Source organism: Pontitalea aquivivens, assembly GCF_046507575.1.
GTDB lineage: Bacteria > Pseudomonadota > Alphaproteobacteria > Rhodobacterales > Rhodobacteraceae > Pontitalea > Pontitalea aquivivens.
Window position 1 is genome coordinate 36,907 of sequence record NZ_JBKFEY010000013.1, and the last position, 16,701, is coordinate 53,607.

Below are 16,701 nucleotides of genomic sequence, written 5' to 3' on the forward strand. Positions count from 1 at the left end.
GCTTACGCAAGCCCGCCCCGGTCTGCAACCGGGCCGATCAGCGGCCCTGTTTCTGTTCCTCGGCCACCAGCGCCGTCAGACGGAAGAAGCCGTGCACCATCTTGGTAAAAGGCAGCAGCAGAAAGAACGCCAGAACCGCCCCCAGATGCAGCGCCAGCAGCGGCGCCACCGCGCCCGTCCCCGTCGCCGCATAAAGCGCCAGCCCCGAGGCCCCGACAAAGCCCAGCAACCCGACAAAGGCCATCTCGCCGCCCCAGACGCGCACCGCGCCCAGTTTCGGGTCCGCCCTGGTCTTGAGCCAGCCCAGACCCACCGTGCCGATCACCAGCAGAATACCGCCCGGAACGCCCAGCAGTTTGGGCAGGCTGAACAGCGAATAGGGCGCGGGCATATCCAGCAGATAATGCATCAGCGTGGCAACCGATGTCGCGGCAAAGCACAGCAGGAAGCCATACAGCACCGCCTGGTGCAGATGCCGGCGTGCCACGGAATAGCGATCCTCGTGTTCAAAGTTGCAACCCTGGCCCTGCCCGCCGCTCAGGTCGCGCAGCACCGCGGCCTGTTTCACAGCCCCGATCAGATGGCGCAGGCGGAACGGCCCCGCCGCGACCTCGGCCCAATAACGGCGCAGACCGATCGCCACGCCCAGCAGCGGCACAAGGAAGGCGGGCGCAAAGATCGCCACCATCGCATTATGCGCCAGATGGGCATAGAACCCCTCGCCGCCCTCGGGGCGCAGCGCGGCCAGCGCGGCAAACAGCGCGGCAAAGCCCAGCACCAGCACCACCGCGATCTTGACCCCGCTGTCGTGAAACGCCCGCGCCAGCGGCTGCGGCCAGACCAGACGTTCCCAGCTGTCCTGGCGCACCTCGGCCAGGGCCGCGGGCAGGTTCAGCGCGAATTCATGCGGGGGGGTGTATTGGCAGGAATAATAACACCCCCGGCAATTGTGGCACAGGTTCGCCAGATGGGTGATGTCGCCATCGGCAAAGGCCTTCTGCCGCGTCATCGCGGGAAAGACCGAACAGAACCCCTCGCAATAGCGGCAGGCGTTGCAGATCTCGATCTGCCGGCGGGCTTCCTGGATGAGGTTTGGGGTATCAAGCGACATGGGCGGCAGCCTCCCGGCCTGCGATGCGTCCGAAAACGGTTCCGATGGTCATGCCGAAACCGGCAAGATAGCCTTGGCCAAGGATCGACCCGGCCATGATTTCCCCCGCGGCCCAGACATTGGCCAGCGGGCCGCGCGCGGTATGCACGCGCGCATCTTCCGACACCTTCAGCCCCAGATAGGTAAAGGTCACGCCGGGACGCAGCTGATAGCCGTAATAGGGCGGCGTATCGAGCGGGCGGGCCCAGTTGGTTTTCGCGGGCGTGACCCCTTCGGTCGCCAGCCCGTCCAGTTCGGTCGGGTGGAAGGTGCCGGGGCGACAGGCCGCGTTGAACGCGGCCACGGTGCGGGCCAGCTTTTCCCCGTCAAGTCCCATCTGGTCGCCCAGATCCTTGATCGTGTCGGCCTTGTTGGGCGAAAAGACCGAGGGCATGAACAGATCATAGGATTTCGCGTCGATGATTGCATAGCCCACCTGATCGGGCTGGCCCGCGACCAGACGGCCCCAGATCGCGTAACGCTTGGGCCAGACATCCTCGCCCTCGTCATAGAACCGGTCGCCGTCGCGGTTGACCACGATGGAAAACGGCACGCAATCCAGCCGCGTGACGATGCCGCCATCGTATTTCGGCGCCCGCCCGTCGATCGCCACCGCATGGCACTGCGTCGGGTCGCCCACGGAATCGCTGCCCTGATCCAGCATGTCTTTCAGAACCACGCCCATGTTGTAGGGCGTGCCCCGGATCAGGAAATTCGCCGCCGCCGGTCCCCAGGCCCGCGTCAGCCATTCGATATCCGACTGGAACCCGCCCGAGGCCAGCACCACCGCGCGCCCCGGCACCGTCTGCACCGGCCCGCCTGCGATGGACACCTCGACATGGGTGAAGCGATCGCCCTCAAGCCCGATATGGCTGACCTGCGCCTCATAGACCACGGTGATGCCCAGATCCTCGGCCGTGTTGTAATAAGCGTTCACCAGCGCCTTGCCGCCGCCCAGAAAGAAGGCGTTGGTGCGCGACAGGCTCAGCGTGCCCGAAAGCGAGGGTTGAAAACGCACGCCATGCGCTTCCATCCAGGGCAGGCATTCTTCGGAATTGCGGATGGTCATGCGGGCCAGCGCCTCATCGGTCTTGCCCTTGGTCACCAGAATCAGGTCGTGGAAGTATTCCTCTTCCTCATAGCTGCCGGTCAGCACCGAAACCGGCCCGCGATGCATGCAGCGGAAGTTGCGCGTGTGGCGGCTGTTGCCGCCGCGATAGGTTTTGGGCGCGCCTTCAAGGATCAGCACCCGCGCGCCCGCTTCGGCGGCGGTGATCGCGGCGCACAGGGCCGCGTTGCCGCCCCCCACGACGATCACATCCCAGGGGCCCGTCAGGGGTGGTGTTGCGGTTTCTGGCATGTCTTGCTCCGGTGGTGGCTGGGTGGTCGGTTCGGTGGGCGGGATGGACTCATGGTTCATGCGGCGGTCGGTCACGGCCGCGCAGCGCACGCAGGCGGGCGCCCTGGGCCGCCTCGATATGGCTGCGCATCTCGGTCTCGGCGCGGGCGCCATCGCGGGCCTCCAGCGCGTCCAGGATGCGGGCATGTTCCAGCGCGGCCTGTTCGGCACGCTGCGGCTCAACCAAAGTTGTCGGCCCCAGGATAAGCAGCGTCTTCTGAATCGCATTGGTGGCCTTGACCAGAAACCGGTTCTTTGCTGCGTCCAGCAGCGTCAGGTGAAACTGGCGGTTCAGTTCATAGGCGTGCCGGCCATGCCCGGCGCGCGCCATTTCCCCATTCAGGGCCCGCAGTTCGGCCAGTTCGACATCAGATGCCGCCCGCGCCGCGAAGCGCGCCGCCGTACCTTCCAGCACCGCGCGCATTTCATACAGTTCCATGATCTCGGGGTAATCAAGGCTGCGCACCGTGGCCCCCTGACGGGGCAGATGCACCACCAGCCCGTCGCTTTCCAGCTGACGAATCGCCTCGCGCACGGGGGTTCGGGAAATGCCCAAGCGTTCGGCCAGCTCAATCTCGCGCAGGCGCGCACCGGGGGGCAGATCGCCGCGGCGAATCTCTTCCAGAAGGCGGCGATAGGCGCCCTGCCCTTGCGGCCCGTCAGAGTCGATTTCATCGGTGGTCATGCGCAAAGGCCCTTGAGGATTGCTGCCGGATGTATACAGTTGGATACACAACCCGTCAACCGCCCGAAACCCGAGATCCCGATGCACTTCATCACCCGCCGCCGCATGACCACGCTGATCCTTGCACTGGCGGGGGCGGTGCTGTTCCAGTTCCTCGATCTGCCGTTGCCCTTCCTGTTCGGGCCGATGGCGGCCTGCCTGATCGCGGCCCTGGCGGGAATGCGGCTGCAGGGCATGGGGCCGGTGTCGGCTGCGGCCCGCACGGTTCTGGGTGTGGCGGTGGGTGCGTCGATCACACCTGCGCTGATCGGCCAGCTGCCGGCCATGGCGCTGTCGCTGGCCTTGATCCCGGCCTACATCCTGCTGATCGCGCTGGTGGGCGTGCCCTTCTTCCGCCGGATGGGCTTTGACGCGACCACCGCCTATTACGCCGCGATGCCCGGCGGGCTGCAGGACATGGTCGTCTTCGGGCAAGAGGCGGGGGGCGATGTGCGCGCGCTGTCGCTGATCCATGCAACCCGGATCCTGATCCTGGTCACGCTGGCGCCGATTGTCCTGACAACTTTATACGGGGTCGCCCTGACCAACCCGGTCGGTCTGCCGGTATCAGAGATCCCGCTGCGGGAACTGGCACTGATGGTCGGCGCGGCGATCATTGGCTGGAAGGGCGGCGAACGGATCGGCCTGTTCGGCGCGGCGATCCTGGGCCCGATGGTGGTGACCGCGGCGCTAAGCCTTGGCGGCCTGATCCACATGCGCCCGCCAAAAGAGGCGATCCTGATCGCGCAGCTGTTCATCGGCATGGGGATCGGGGTGCATTACGTCGGCGTCACGCTGCGCGACCTGCGCGACATCGTGGCCAAGGGCGTGGCTTTCGTGATCCTGCTGGCGGTTCTGGCCGCGATCTTCACCGAACTTGTGGTGCTGAGCGGCCTGTCGAAACCTGTCGAGGGCTTCCTGGCCTTTGCACCCGGGGGTCAGGCGGAAATGACGGTTCTGGCGATCGTGGCGGGGGCGGATCTTGGCTATGTCGTCGCCCATCACCTGACGCGCATCGTGCTGGTGATCCTTGGCGCCCCGATCGCGGCGCGCCTGCTGCGCCGGGGGGACAAGCGCCCCGACTGACGGACGCCGCGCATGTCAGCCCGGCTGCACCGGTGCCAGGGCCAGAAGATAGATCAAAAGCCCGATCACAAACCAGCGCTGTTCGCCCGGCAGGCTGAACCACAATGTCTGCAGAACGGCGCAAGGCCAGCGCAACGCCCACCCCGCAGCACTGCCCCGAAGGCAGAGACGCGCATAAGGCGCCAGCGACCGCCCGTCACTTGGCACAATATCAGGAAACAATTCTGATTTCCGGCGCGTATTGTTCATCTTTGTTTTTATTTCAATGCGTTATATCTTTTGAACATAGGTCTACACCTGTCATTTTGATACTTGTCTTTTCGTGCAGGTCGGTGTCGCATCGCCCATGTCTTTCCACCCGCCGCGCGCTGAGGCATGATCGGCGGGCCCATACCAGCGGCAAGGATCGGGGGCGTGATACGGGATCTGTTTTTCCAGCTTGGCGTGGCGCTTGCCATCGGGCTTCTGGTCGGGCTGGAACGCGGCTGGCGTGAACGTGAAGAACCTGCCGGCAGCCGCACCGCAGGCCTGCGCACTTTCGGCATCTTCGGCCTTCTGGGCGGCATCTTCGCGGCCCTTGCCGCCGAAATGAACGCGCCCCTTGTCTTTGCCGCGGGCTTTCTGGGCGTGGCCGCGCTGTTCGGCCTGTTTCAGCTGCAAGAGGCCCGCCACGACGGAAACTTCAGCGTCACCGGGGTGATGGCGGGCCTGGGGGTCTTTGGTCTGGGCGCGCTGGCGGTCAGCGGCGATTACCGCGTCACCGCCGCCGGGGGCGCCGCGCTGGCCGCGATCCTTGGCAGCCGTGAAATGCTGCACGCCGCCCTGCGCCGGCTAAGCTGGGTTGAACTGCGCTCGGCCCTGGTGCTGGCGGTGATGACCACAATCGTCCTGCCGATCCTGCCCAACCGGGCGGTCGACCCCTGGGGTGGGCTGAACCCCTGGGAAATCTGGTTCTTCACGGTGCTGATCGCAACGATTTCCTATGCCGGCTATATCGCCGTGCGGGTGCTGGGCGCGACACGGGGCTTTCTGCTCAGCGCGCTGGCGGGGGCGCTGGCCTCATCGACCGCGGTCACCGTGGCGTTGGCACGCATGGCAAAGGACACAACCCAGGCCCGTCCGCTGGCAGGGGCGGCGGCCTTGGCGGGCATGGTCTCCATCCTGCGCGTGATCGGCGTGGCCGCGCTTCTGCGCCCCGAAATCCTGCCCCGGATCGCGGCACCCACCCTGTGCGCCGCCGCCGTTCTGGGCGCGGCAGGTCTGGCCATGCTGCTGCGCGGCACCGGCGCGGGTACGCCGCCCGAAACCCCGCGCAACCCATTTGAACTGCGCGCGCTTCTGGTCTTTGCGGCGTTGTTCGCGCTGGTCTCGACGGCCAGCGCCGGGCTGGTGGCCCGGTTCGGCGCCACCAGCCTTGCCGCGACATCTGCCCTGTCGGGCCTGTTCGATGTCGATGTCGCCGTGCTCAGCGCGTTGCGCATCACCAGCCCCACGGTCGGCCTGCCGATCATCGGCACCGGGATTCTGGTGGCTCTGGCCGGCAATGCGCTGGGGCGCATCGTCCTGTCGGCCTTGGCCGGGCCCGTCCGCTTCTGGCTGCCGCTGCTGGCCAGCACGCTGGCCGCGGCGGTAACGGGCGCGGCGGTCTTTGCGCTGTCGGACCTGGGATAACCCCTATTCCGCCGCCGGGATCAGCGCGCCTTCCGCCGCCGCGACGATGCCCGCGGCATTGGCCTCATCGGTGTCGATATGCATTTCGGTGAAAGCATCGGGCTGGATGCGAACGATGGTGCGCGCATAAGACACCCCGCGCCCGGTGCCGGTAACGCGCACCTCAACCTCTTGCCCGTCCGCGACACCCCAGCGCCGCGCATCCGCCGGGTTCATGTGGATATGGCGCGCCGCGATGATCAGCCCGTCGGTTTCCACCGTACCGGCAGGCCCGATCAGCCGCACCTTCGGCGTACCCTCCAGGTCGCCCGACAACCGCACCGGCGCCTGCACCCCCAACGCGAAAGTATCGGTGCGCGACACCTCGACCTGCGTGCGCCCGCGCGTGGGCCCCAGAATACGCACATGGTCAAAGCCGCCGCGCGGCCCCTCGACCCGCACCTTCTCCAGGGCGGCAAAATTCCCCGGCTGACGCAGGTCGAATTCCGGGGTCAGCGTCGCCCCCGGCCCGAACAACGCCTCGACATCGGCCTGGCACAGATGAACATGGCGCGCCGAAACCGCGACCGGCAGTGCCAGCGCGGGGCGGGCGGGCGCGGCCAGCGTGGCGGCCGTTTCCCGCGCGATCTGCAGTTGCTCGGCCGTCTCGGTCACGATCACCCGCACCCGCCCGCCCCAGGCCTGCAGCTCGGGCGCGGCGCGGTCGGCCAGACCGACATGCTGGTTGCGGTCATGATCCAGCGTAACCCCCATGAATTCCAGCCCGTCGCAGATCCGCCTGCGCATCGAGGCCGAATTCTCGCCAACACCGCCGGTAAAGACCAAGGCATCCAGCCCCCCCATCGCCGCCGCATAGGCCCCGATGTATTTGCGGGCACGATAGGCATAGATCTCGATTGCAAGCTGCGCGGCATGGTCACCCTCGGCGGCGCGATGTTCCACATCACGCATGTCCGAACTGCCGGTCAGCGCCTTCAGCCCGCTGTCCTTGTACAATGCCGACTCTATCTCGGGGATCGACAGGCCAAGCTCGCGGTGCAGATAGCCGAAGGCGCCGGGATCGATGTCCCCCGAACGCGTGCCCATCACCAGCCCCTCCAGCGGCGTCAGCCCCATGGAACTGTCCATGCTGCGACCGCGATTGATCGCGCAGACCGAGGCACCGTTCCCCAGATGACAGGAAATGATTTGCAACCTGTCGATCGGCTGGCCGATCACCTGCGCGGCGCGCAACGCAACATATTTGTGCGACGTGCCGTGAAAGCCAAACCGCCGCAGTCCCGCGCCCCGCCAGGCCTCGGGCACCGCGTAGGTGGTCACGAAGGGCGGATTGGTCAGATGGAACGACGTGTCGAACACCGCCACCTGCGCCAGACCGGGCCAGGTCGCGCGCGCCAGCCGCACCGCCTGCAGGTTGGCGGGATTGTGCAGGGGCGCAAGCGGCACAAGCGCATCCAGCGCCTGCAGCACGGTGTCATCAATCGCCACCGGCCCGGCATATTGCGGCCCCCCATGCGCCACCCGATGCCCGACCGCATCGATCCCATCCAGCCCCAGATCCGCCAGCAGGCCCGGCACCGCGGCGATCGCCGCGGCGATATCGCGCAACGGCAGGGTGCGTTCGCTGCGCCCCTCGGCCGAACGCAGGCTCAGGCTGCAGCCCTCGGGCGAAAACCTCTCGAACGTGCCCCGGACAAGCTCGGCCTCATTGCAGGCCATGTCAAAAAGCGCGAATTTGAGTGTGGAACTGCCTGCGTTGAAAACCAGAATGCGCATCAAGACCTCCTGTCGCTGCCCCCAATATGCGTAACCCGCATCACAAAGGGTAGACCCGGCGGCGCGCGGCGGCTTCGGCTTTGGCAAAATATCCTCGGGGGGTGAATTGGCCGAATGGCCAAGAGGGGGGCAGACAGCCCCCCTGGCCCGCCGGGGTGCGCGCCCGGCGATCAGACCAGCGCGACCAGTTCGGCCTGGGGAAACCGCGCCAGCGCGGCGGTGATCGCCGGGCGTTCCATCAGGCACAATGCCGTGGACAACGCATCCGCCAGCGCGGCCCTTGGCGCGGCAACAGACACCAGCGACCATTGCCCCCGCGCGGGCGCTGCGGTCCGCGGATCAAGAATGTGACCCAGCTGCGCGCGCGCATCAAACACGGTGCCCAGCGGGGCCGAACTTGCCAGCGCCCGATCGCGCAGACCCACCCGCCGGGGCAACAACGCCTCGCCCGCGCGCAGGCCCACATCCCATGCCCCCCCATCCGGATGCCCGCCAAGCGCGCGCATCTCGCCCGTGTCGATCAGCACATCCGTCAACCCCTCGCGCGCCAGCAGATCCGCGATACGGTCGGCGACATAGCCCTGCGCGATGCCGTTCAGCGTCAGCGCCATGCCGGGATCCAGCGTGATCGCGGCGGCGTCCAGCCGCACGCGGCCCCAGCCGATCGCCGCGCGCGCAGCCGCCAGCGCCGCCGCATCGGGCGCGCCGCCCTGAGCCTGCGCGCTGGCCCATGCGGCCCAAAGCGGCTGCACGGTCGGGTCGAACAGACCCCCCGTCGCCCGGTGCACCGCGCCGGCAAGGCCAAGGCATTCCAGCAATTCGAAGGGCGGCGCCTGCAGCAGGCCGGTGGCGTTCAGCCGGCTGATCGCCGAATGGGGCCGGTACAGGCTGAAGATCTCCTCCAGCCGCTCAATTTCGGCCAGGGCGGTGGCGGTGATCCTTTCGGCCTGTGGATGGGCCAGCATGATCGAGGCCTGCGCACCAAGCGCCTGGCCCCGCCAGCGATACAGCGGGGCGGCGGCAGCGGGCCTTCCCGCAACGGCGGCGGCGGCGGCGGCAATTGTCAGAAACCTGCGGCGCGTGGTGGTCATGTCAGTCCTGCCTTTCCTGCGACAGTTTGCGAAGCCGCGCGGCGAAATCCGCCTCGGCCCCGCGGGCATCGGTGTCTTCATCGCCGACCGCGACGGGGGCCAGCACCTCGACATCGGGTATATCTGCAAGCTGCAACACCTGCCCGCCGCGTTCGGCGGCAAAGGCGTCGGCATCGGCGGCGCGGGCAAAGGGCACCAGTTCGGGCGCCTCCATCCCCCCCACCGCGTCCGAACCCACGACATAGAACGCCGCAGTGGCGGGAATCCAGTTGTCCGCGCCGGTCATCTGCCAACTGGGGGCCACGGCCATGTCGTTGACAAAGATCGCCGCGATCATATGGCTTTGTTCCGGCATGCGCTGATAGGCGATGGCATCGCGCACCTGGGAAAAAAACAGCGGATGCGGCTGGCCTGTCAGATGCACCTGCGCCTTGGGGCCGGGATGTTCCAGCAGGTGCATCTGGCAATAATGGCCCACGGCTTCCTCGGTCATCGTCACCGGCTGCGGCTGGCTTGCGGTATCCTCGCGGCAGGCGGCCAGCACTAGCATCAGCACGATCAGGGCGGGGTATTTCATGGCGTCACCCTTCGAAAGGCGGCAATGGCCAGCCCCAGCGCCAGCACTGGCCACAACAGGATGGACACCAGCGCCTGCCAGGCGGGGATCGTGTTCGCCGCCCCCGCCAGGCCTGCGGCGGCGGCCGTCGCCTCGGACGCCGACAGGTTGAACAGCCGGAACGCATCCGCCGGATTGGCCAGCAACAGCCAGGGAAAGACCCCGGTGGTAAAGGCGCCGCCACCATCGGCCACGATCGCCGCCAGCAGCCCCAGATCATACAGCACGATCAGCACCAGCCACAGCCCGATCGCCAGCCCCGCCGCCCCCGACGGCCGGCGCGACAGGGCCGAAAGCGCATAGCCCGCGCCCAGGAACGTCGCCCCCAGCAGAACCGAGGACCACATCAGCCGCCACAGCGCCGGCACCCCGTTCAGCGCACGCGGGTCCACCACGGCCGCGGCGATGGCCGCGATGCCATAGCCCACCGCCACCGCCAGCGCGAGGATGCCGACATGCGCGACCAGCTTGCCCAGCAGCACCTCGGCCCGGGCAACCGGATAGGTCAGCAGCAGGGGCAGCGTGCCGCGTTCCACCTCGCCCGCGACCGCGTCGAAAGACATCAGAAGCGCCACCAGCGGCACCAGATAGACCGCCAGCGAGGTCAGGCTTGCCACCGTCACCGACAGCCGGTCGGCGCCAAGTGCGCCCGTCGGCGCCGAACCTGCCGCCGACAGAACCATGGAAAACAGCGCCATCATCACCACCGCGATGGTGACCCAGCGGTTGCGCAGCGCGATACGGAATTCGGTCGCGGCGGTGGCCAGGATGCGGTTCATTGCCCGTCCCTCCGGCTGAAATGGCTGTAAATATCCTCAAGGCTGGGGGGCAGCACCTCAAGATCGGCAACCAGATCGCCCAGGCCGCTGATCCGCGCCAGCGTCGGCAGCTTGGCATCCTGGTCGCAGGCCAGATGCAGCGTGTCGCCCTGCGCCACAGCGCCCGGCAACGCACGCGCCAGCGCGTCACCCTGCCCGGGGCGCGCGATGATCTGCATCGCCACCGGCAGCGCCGCACCGCGCCGCAGGTCAGACAACCGCCCCTCGGCCACCATGACGCCTTTCGACAGGATCACGATGCGATCGGTGCGCGCCTCAACCTCGGTCAGCGCATGGCTGGACAGCAGGATCGAGGCGCCTTCGGCCGCAAGCCCATCCAGCAGCGCGTAAAAATCACGTCTCGACACCGGATCAAGGCCCGAGGTCGGTTCATCCAGCACCAGAAGCGCGGGATGCCCGATCAGCGCCTGGGCCAGGCCCACGCGCTGGCGCATACCCTTGGAATAGGTGCCGATCCGGCGGGTGGCGGCATGCGACAGGCCCACGCGATCCAGCAGACCCATCGCGGCGCCGGCATCCTGCCCCCGCAGGCGCAGGTAGTGGCGGATCTGTTCCAGACCCGTCAGCGCCGGGTGAAAGGCCACGTTTTCCGGCAGATAGGCCACACGGCGGCGCGCCTCGGCACTGCCGGGGGCTGCGCCGGTCACCGCCACCCTGCCACCGTCAAAAGGGATCAGACCCAGGATGATCTTCATCATCGTGGATTTGCCCGCGCCGTTGTGGCCCAGAAGCGCCACCCGTTCGCCGGGGGCCACCGAAAGGCTTACATCCCGCAGCGCCATCACGCCGTCATAGGATTTAGTGAGCTGTGAGAGGGTCAATGTCTGTGTCATCTGTCATACCATTGGCCCAGACGGGCTGGGTGTCGGCTTCGATCCGGGCGATGTCTTGGGGAACCGCAATCTGTATCGGGGCCGTCAAGGGGTGGCTGTCCAGCACACCGCCGGGAAGCGTCGCGGGAAAACTGGCCTGCGACCAGCGGATCAGCTGCACCGCCGGCGCACCCAGCAGCAGCGATGCGGCGGGCTGCGACCACAGGATATGGTCCATCAGGTCATTGGGGCGAAAGGCGCTGTCGGCGATGCCATTGCCGTCCAGGTCAAAGACCGGATGATCCGACCAGTAGTTGCCCCGCCCCTCAAAGCTCCATTCGATATCGCGGGTACCGACATATTTCACCTGCGTCTGGTTGCCGATGAAGGCGTTGCCGGTCAGCACGTTGCGTTCCGACCCGGCGGTGAAGTGGATGCCGATGCCGCAGCCCTCGAAGCGGTTGTCATAGATCAGGTTCTTGTGGGCATTATAGATGAAGGTGCATTTCTCGGCCCCGCCGCGCACCAGATTGCGTGCGACCTCGGCATTGTTGGCATAGTTCAGCATGACCCCGTGGCTGCGGTCGCCCAGGCTCAGGTTGTCTTTCACCACCACCCGGTTCGAAAACATGATCGCAAAGCCCAGGTGGTTGCCGATGCTGACATTGCCCGAGACTTCCGAGTTGTGGGTATACATGTAATGCACCGCGAAGCGCAGGTCGCGGAACAGGTTGCCCCGGTAGGTGCCGTCCTTCGAGGTGTTGGAAAAGATCCCGTCGCGGCCATAGCGGATCGTATTGCCCTCGACCACGGTGCCGGGCGCGTTCCAGATGTAGACGCCGTTGCCGCGTTCGTTCATGCGCGGGTCGCGGGTGCCGGTGATCGTATTGGCGCGAACCACCGCATCAAGGCCCCCGTGAACATCGACGCCATGCATGTTGCCGGTCAGGGTATTGCCCTCGATCAGCGCACGGTCGGCGCCCTTGACGATCTTGATCGCGGAATCCAGCGCCTGGTTGTCGTGGCCCGATCCGGTCACGGTCAGACCGCGGATGGTCACGTCATCGCCGGTGATGGTGATCACCGTGCCCTGCCCCAGCCCGTCGACCACACTGCCCGCGCTGCCCTGCAACGTCAGCGACCGGTCGATGGTGACCGGGCCTTCGAAGCGCCCTTCGGCCAGGATCAGCACATCGCCGGGGATCGCCCCGGCGATGGCCGCTTGCAAGGTGCCCGCCCCCGGCGCCACGCGCCGTCCCTCGGCCGCCACGGCGGGCAGCGCGAGGATCAGGGCAAGGATCAGGGGCAGACAGCGTTTCATGATCACGCGCCTTTCGGTTCCACGAACATCCGGCCGCGCATTTCCATGTGCAGCGCATGGCAGAACCACTGGCAGTAATACCAGAAGACGCCGGGCTGCGCGGCCACGAAGGTCACGGATGAGGTCTGCTGCGGCCCCACCTCCATCGCGACGCCGTGGTTGCCCATGGTGAAGCCATGCGTCAGGTCGTCGATGTCATCCAGATTGGTGACGATCACCGTGACCTCGTCGCCTTCCTTCACGGTAAAGGATTCCAGGCTGAAGTTCGGCGCCTGGCTGGACATGTAGACCCGCACCTTGTTGCCGTCGCGGATCACGGTTTCCTGCCAGTCGTCCAGGTTCACGCCATCGGCCTCGGCCTGGGCGCGGGTTCCGGCCCACATCGGATCCTGACGGTCCCAGGCCGAACGGATATTGGTCATCTTCGAGGCATGCACCGCGATCGCGTCATGGGGTTCGGCAAACGTCGGGCCGTCATGCACCAGCACCATCTTGTCGCCCGAAATGTCGAACAACTGGTCGTTCTCGGGCTTCAGCGGGCCGACGTTCAGGAACCGGTCCTTCGAGAACTTGCACAGCACCACCATCCACTTGCCGTCGGCCTCCAGCGTCTCGCCATGCGAGGTCTTGATGTGGCCCGGCTGGTAATGCACATCGACCTTTTCCAGGATCGGATCGACATTTTCACCCGCATAGGCCTTGACCGCCGCCTCGATGTTCCACTTGACCACCTGGCTGTCCAGGAACAGCGAGGTATAGGCATTGCCCTGCCCGTCAAAGGCGGTGTGCAGCGGCCCAAGACCAAGCTCCGGCTCGGCCACCACGGCAGACCGCGGATCGGCGCCTTCGAAAACCGCATCCAGTTTCGTCACGTCAATGACCGACACGGTGGGTGACAGCTTGCCGCCGATGCACAGGTGCTTCTTGTCGGGCGCCATGTTGCAGCCGTGCGGGTTGTTGGCGATCGGGATGTAACGGGTGAACTGGCTGTTGGCCTCTTTCCGGCCGTCCAGCACGCGCACGCCGTTCAGTTCCTGGCCCTCGCCCGCGGCGACCGCCTTTTCGATCTCGGCGATGTTGAAGACCACGACGTGGTCCATCTCGCTGGCGGTCATGTCGGCCAGCGTCATCCCCATTTCCGAGTTATAAGAGGTCGAGAAGGCCCATTTGCCTTCGTAATCCGCATCGCAATTGTCCAGGTTGCCCGAGACGATCACCTGCCAGGCCACGTCCATCTTGTCGGTATCGACCGCGGTGAAGATGTTCACATAGGTCGAGGGATCGGTCATCGTAGAGCCGTCGTTGACCAACGGCGCCTCATCCTCGCCGTTGCAGAAGATATAGTTCGACCGCGGCCATTTCTGCGGACGCATACCGTGGATGCCCTTGGCGTTCGGGATTTCCAGGATGGCGTCGCATTTCATCACGTCACAGCGTACGCGGGCCACGCGGGTGTTGGCCTTGTCGTTCATGAACAGATACTGCCCGTCATACTTGCCCTCGGTATAGGACATGTGGACGTGGTGCAGGTCGCCGTTGTCATGGATCTTCTTGCCATTGGCGGCCAGATAGGCCTTGGTCTTGTCGCTCATGGTGCGCTGATGGATACGGATTGATTCATCCGTCTGGCCCCAGCCCGTGGCCGAGCAGCGGTTGAACACCGGCACGCGCATCAATTCGCGCATCGAGGGCACGCCCAGAATACGCAGCTCGCCCGTCTGGCCCGAAGACCAGAAGCCGTAATATTCATCCAGCTGGCCCGGTGCCACGTTGAAATCGCCCGCCGCATGGGCCGCACCCGCGCCGGCCAGCGTCGCAGCCCCGCCCAGGGCGGCAGCGCCGCCCCACAGGCCCAGGCGTGACCCGCCCATGGCGCCCGCAAACGCCGCGCCTCCGGCCGTGGCGCCCAGCAGGCCCCGGCGGCTGATCCCTGTCGTCTGTGTCTTGTCAGACATCGGTCTGTCCTCTCATGTTGGGATGGTTCAAAAGTTCGCCCGCGGCCCGCTTGGCACCGCCAAGGTCCGGGGTCCCCACCGCCGCGCGCCGCTTTTCCTTGCGGATCACCACGGGGCATTTCGTTTTCGACTGATACAGCACCTGGCAGTGCATGCAGTTGAGGCATTCGTTGGGGTTGATTTCCCCCGTCGGATGGATCGCCTGGACCATGCATTCATTGGCGCAGGTCTGGCAGGGATTGCCGCAGTCCTTGTAACGCTTGAGCCAGTCGAACATCCGCAACCGTGCCGGGATCGCCAGCGCCGCGCCCAGCGGGCACAGATAGCGGCAGTAGAAGCGTTCCACGAAAAGCCCCGCCATCAGCAGCGCCGCCGCATAGGCCACGAAAGGCCAGGCGCGCATGAACTTCAGCACGATCGCGGTCTTGAAGGGCTCGACCTCGGCCAGATGCTCGGCCTGTTCGATCGAGGCCAGAGAGACCCCGAACAGCCCCAGGAAGATCATGTATTTCAAGGGCCAAAGCCGTTCATGCAGCCCCCAGGGCAGCGTCCATTGCGGAACCCCCAGACGCCGCGCGATGCGGTTCGACAGTTCCTGCAGCGCGCCAAAGGGGCACAGCCAGCCGCAATAGGCGCCCCGCCCCCAGAAGATCAGCGCCGCCGCCACCGCGAACCACAGGATGAAGGTCAGCGGGTCCAGCAGGAAGGCCTGCCAGCTGAAATCCGTGGTCAGCGCGCCGAACAACGCCATCAGGTTCACGACCGACAGCTGCGCATTGGCATACCAGCCCAGAAACACCAGCGTCAAAGTCAGAAAGCCATAGCGGAACCAGGCGGTGGCCCGGTCCGACTTCGTCAGGAAACCCTGGAAGAAGAAGGCCAGCGTCAGCACCACCAGCATCGCGCCCAGACCCGTGATCTCGACGCGCTTGTCGCGCCATATCTTGCGCCAGAGTGCACTTTGCGCGGCGGATTCGTCACGATCGGCAACCGCATCGGCGCCGGTGGCGGCGGGCGCGGCAGCGGGCGGCGGGGTCAGCGTGCGCAGATAGGGTGCGGGCAACTGATAGCCCAGATCAAAGGTGGTGAAGGCCCGTTCGATCGCCGCCACATCGCGCTGCACCAGCAGTTGCAGACGGAACGGCTTGGCCGGGTCAAAGCCCGCATCGGCGGGGATCCTGAACAGGTCAAGCTCGGTGAATTCCGGCGCGCCATCAGCGGCAATGCCCAGCAGCCGGCGATGGCCACGGTCGCGGAACCGAACGGACACATCATCCTGGATCAGCACGATCCGGTCAAAGATGCCGCCACGCACATAGCCCGAGCCCTTGAAGGAATAAAGCCCCCGACCCGCAACCATGATCGCATGTTCGCCCTCGGCCAGCCAGGCCTGCAGATTGGCCTGTTCCGCCTCGCCCAGCAGCGCGCGCCCGATCGCGGGAACCGACACCAGCGCCAGCTGCATCTCGATGAAGGTGGTTTCGGGCGCGGCCTGAACCGGGCGGGCGGCGGCGCGCGGATCATCCAGCAGTTCAAAGGCCGCGTTCACCTGTCCCACATCCAGCGACAGCCGGCGCAGGGTGCCATCGCCTTCCAGCGTGAACCAGTCATCGGCAGCCTGCGCATCGGGGTTGATCTCGACCTGGGGGCCGCTGGCCGGGGTCTGTGCCGCCAGCCCCCCCAGCCCCAGCGCACGCGCCACCCGCAGGCCAGAACGCACGATCGAATCGTCGATCACCATGATCGTGACCGTCGCGCCTGAAATGATGTTCAGCTCATGTGCGGATCCGCCCGATTCCGCCTCGGCCACCAGATCCAGGCCCACATATTCCTCGACCAGCGCCTTGATCTTGCTGTCGGGAATACCAATCAGAACGATCGGTTCGGAATGCTTCACCAGTTGCAGGCCGATCACACGGGCCGCGTCGTCCACCGCCACCATCGTATGGATCGGCTTGCCCGAATAGCCCGTCGTGCCCACGAAATCCGAAGTGATGAAGGCCCAGCCGATCCGGTTTCCGCCCTTCAGGACCGGGGCGACGGGCAAATCCTCACGCAGCGGGCCATAGGCATCGGCACCCTCGACAAGGGTGCCTGCGGGAACCTCGGCCAGAAAGCGCGGCAGATGGGGGGATTGGGCGGCGGCGGGCGCGGCCAGCAGCAGGGCGCAGAACAGGCCCGCGGCAAGGGCCAGCAAGGCCACGGCACGCGCGAAACTGCGGATCGGAAAATGCGGAACTGGCAAGGCATTGGGGGTCATC

Annotated in this window: 14 protein-coding genes; 2 read left to right on the plus strand and 12 right to left on the minus strand. The window is 66.2% G+C overall.

Going from position 1 to position 16,701, the window contains the following annotated elements:
- Positions 1-37 precede the first annotated feature (37 nt).
- The 3 genes from tcuB to ACK8OU_RS13555 are packed head-to-tail and all read right to left on the minus strand — an operon-like array spanning position 38 to position 3,234.
- Positions 38-1,111, minus strand: coding sequence for a tricarballylate utilization 4Fe-4S protein TcuB (tcuB, locus tag ACK8OU_RS13545; RefSeq protein ID WP_410303950.1), 1,074 nt, complete (start codon positions 1,109-1,111; stop codon positions 38-40).
- A complete protein-coding gene (tcuA, locus tag ACK8OU_RS13550) occupies positions 1,101-2,510 on the minus strand; it encodes an FAD-dependent tricarballylate dehydrogenase TcuA (protein WP_410303951.1) in 1,410 nt (469 codons plus the stop codon). The genes tcuB and tcuA overlap by 11 nt, the downstream gene beginning before the upstream one ends.
- 49 nt (positions 2,511-2,559) lie before the next feature.
- On the minus strand, positions 2,560-3,234 hold the full coding sequence (locus ACK8OU_RS13555; RefSeq protein WP_410303952.1) for a GntR family transcriptional regulator: 675 nt from the start codon (positions 3,232-3,234) through the stop codon (positions 2,560-2,562).
- 81 nt (positions 3,235-3,315) lie between these two features.
- Here ACK8OU_RS13555 and ACK8OU_RS13560 point away from each other — a divergent pair, with 81 nt between their 5' ends.
- A complete protein-coding gene (locus ACK8OU_RS13560; RefSeq protein ID WP_410303989.1) occupies positions 3,316-4,359 on the plus strand; it encodes an AbrB family transcriptional regulator in 1,044 nt (347 codons plus the stop codon).
- Between the two features lie 15 nt (positions 4,360-4,374).
- On the opposite strand, the gene ACK8OU_RS13565 is transcribed toward ACK8OU_RS13560, so the two are convergent.
- A complete protein-coding gene (locus ACK8OU_RS13565) occupies positions 4,375-4,608 on the minus strand; it encodes a hypothetical protein (RefSeq protein WP_410303953.1) in 234 nt (77 codons plus the stop codon).
- 165 nt (positions 4,609-4,773) lie between these two features.
- On the opposite strand from ACK8OU_RS13565, the gene ACK8OU_RS13570 reads away from it, so the two are divergent.
- Positions 4,774-6,030, plus strand: a complete 1,257-nt coding sequence (locus ACK8OU_RS13570) for an MgtC/SapB family protein (RefSeq protein ID WP_410303954.1) — start codon at positions 4,774-4,776, stop codon at positions 6,028-6,030.
- Between the two features lie 3 nt (positions 6,031-6,033).
- On the opposite strand, the gene ACK8OU_RS13575 is transcribed toward ACK8OU_RS13570, so the two are convergent.
- The 8 genes from ACK8OU_RS13575 to ACK8OU_RS13610 form a co-directional block, all read right to left on the minus strand.
- The gene (locus tag ACK8OU_RS13575; protein ID WP_410303955.1) at positions 6,034-7,806 is read right to left on the minus strand and encodes an acetate/propionate family kinase; all 1,773 of its coding nucleotides are present in this window, start codon (positions 7,804-7,806) and stop codon (positions 6,034-6,036) included.
- A 170-nt stretch (positions 7,807-7,976) separates the two neighbouring features.
- Positions 7,977-8,897 carry an FAD:protein FMN transferase gene (locus tag ACK8OU_RS13580; protein WP_410303956.1) on the minus strand — a complete coding sequence of 307 codons (921 nt, stop codon included), beginning with the start codon at positions 8,895-8,897 and terminating at the stop codon, positions 7,977-7,979.
- 1 nt (position 8,898) lies between these two features.
- Positions 8,899-9,474 carry a nitrous oxide reductase accessory protein NosL gene (locus tag ACK8OU_RS13585; protein ID WP_410303957.1) on the minus strand — a complete coding sequence of 192 codons (576 nt, stop codon included), beginning with the start codon at positions 9,472-9,474 and terminating at the stop codon, positions 8,899-8,901.
- The gene (locus ACK8OU_RS13590) at positions 9,471-10,292 is read right to left on the minus strand and encodes an ABC transporter permease (protein WP_410303958.1); all 822 of its coding nucleotides are present in this window, start codon (positions 10,290-10,292) and stop codon (positions 9,471-9,473) included. Before ACK8OU_RS13590 ends, ACK8OU_RS13585 begins: the two co-directional genes overlap by 4 nt.
- Complete coding sequence (locus tag ACK8OU_RS13595) at positions 10,289-11,185, minus strand: ABC transporter ATP-binding protein (RefSeq protein WP_410303959.1); 897 nt, start codon at positions 11,183-11,185, stop codon at positions 10,289-10,291. Before ACK8OU_RS13595 ends, ACK8OU_RS13590 begins: the two co-directional genes overlap by 4 nt.
- On the minus strand, positions 11,151-12,485 hold the full coding sequence (locus ACK8OU_RS13600) for a nitrous oxide reductase family maturation protein NosD (protein ID WP_410303960.1): 1,335 nt from the start codon (positions 12,483-12,485) through the stop codon (positions 11,151-11,153). The genes ACK8OU_RS13595 and ACK8OU_RS13600 overlap by 35 nt, the downstream gene beginning before the upstream one ends.
- A 2-nt stretch (positions 12,486-12,487) precedes the next feature.
- On the minus strand, positions 12,488-14,440 hold the full coding sequence (gene nosZ, locus ACK8OU_RS13605; RefSeq protein ID WP_410303961.1) for a TAT-dependent nitrous-oxide reductase: 1,953 nt from the start codon (positions 14,438-14,440) through the stop codon (positions 12,488-12,490).
- A complete protein-coding gene (locus ACK8OU_RS13610; RefSeq protein ID WP_410303962.1) occupies positions 14,433-16,700 on the minus strand; it encodes a 4Fe-4S binding protein in 2,268 nt (755 codons plus the stop codon). Before ACK8OU_RS13610 ends, nosZ begins: the two co-directional genes overlap by 8 nt.
- Position 16,701: the final 1 nt, after the last annotated feature.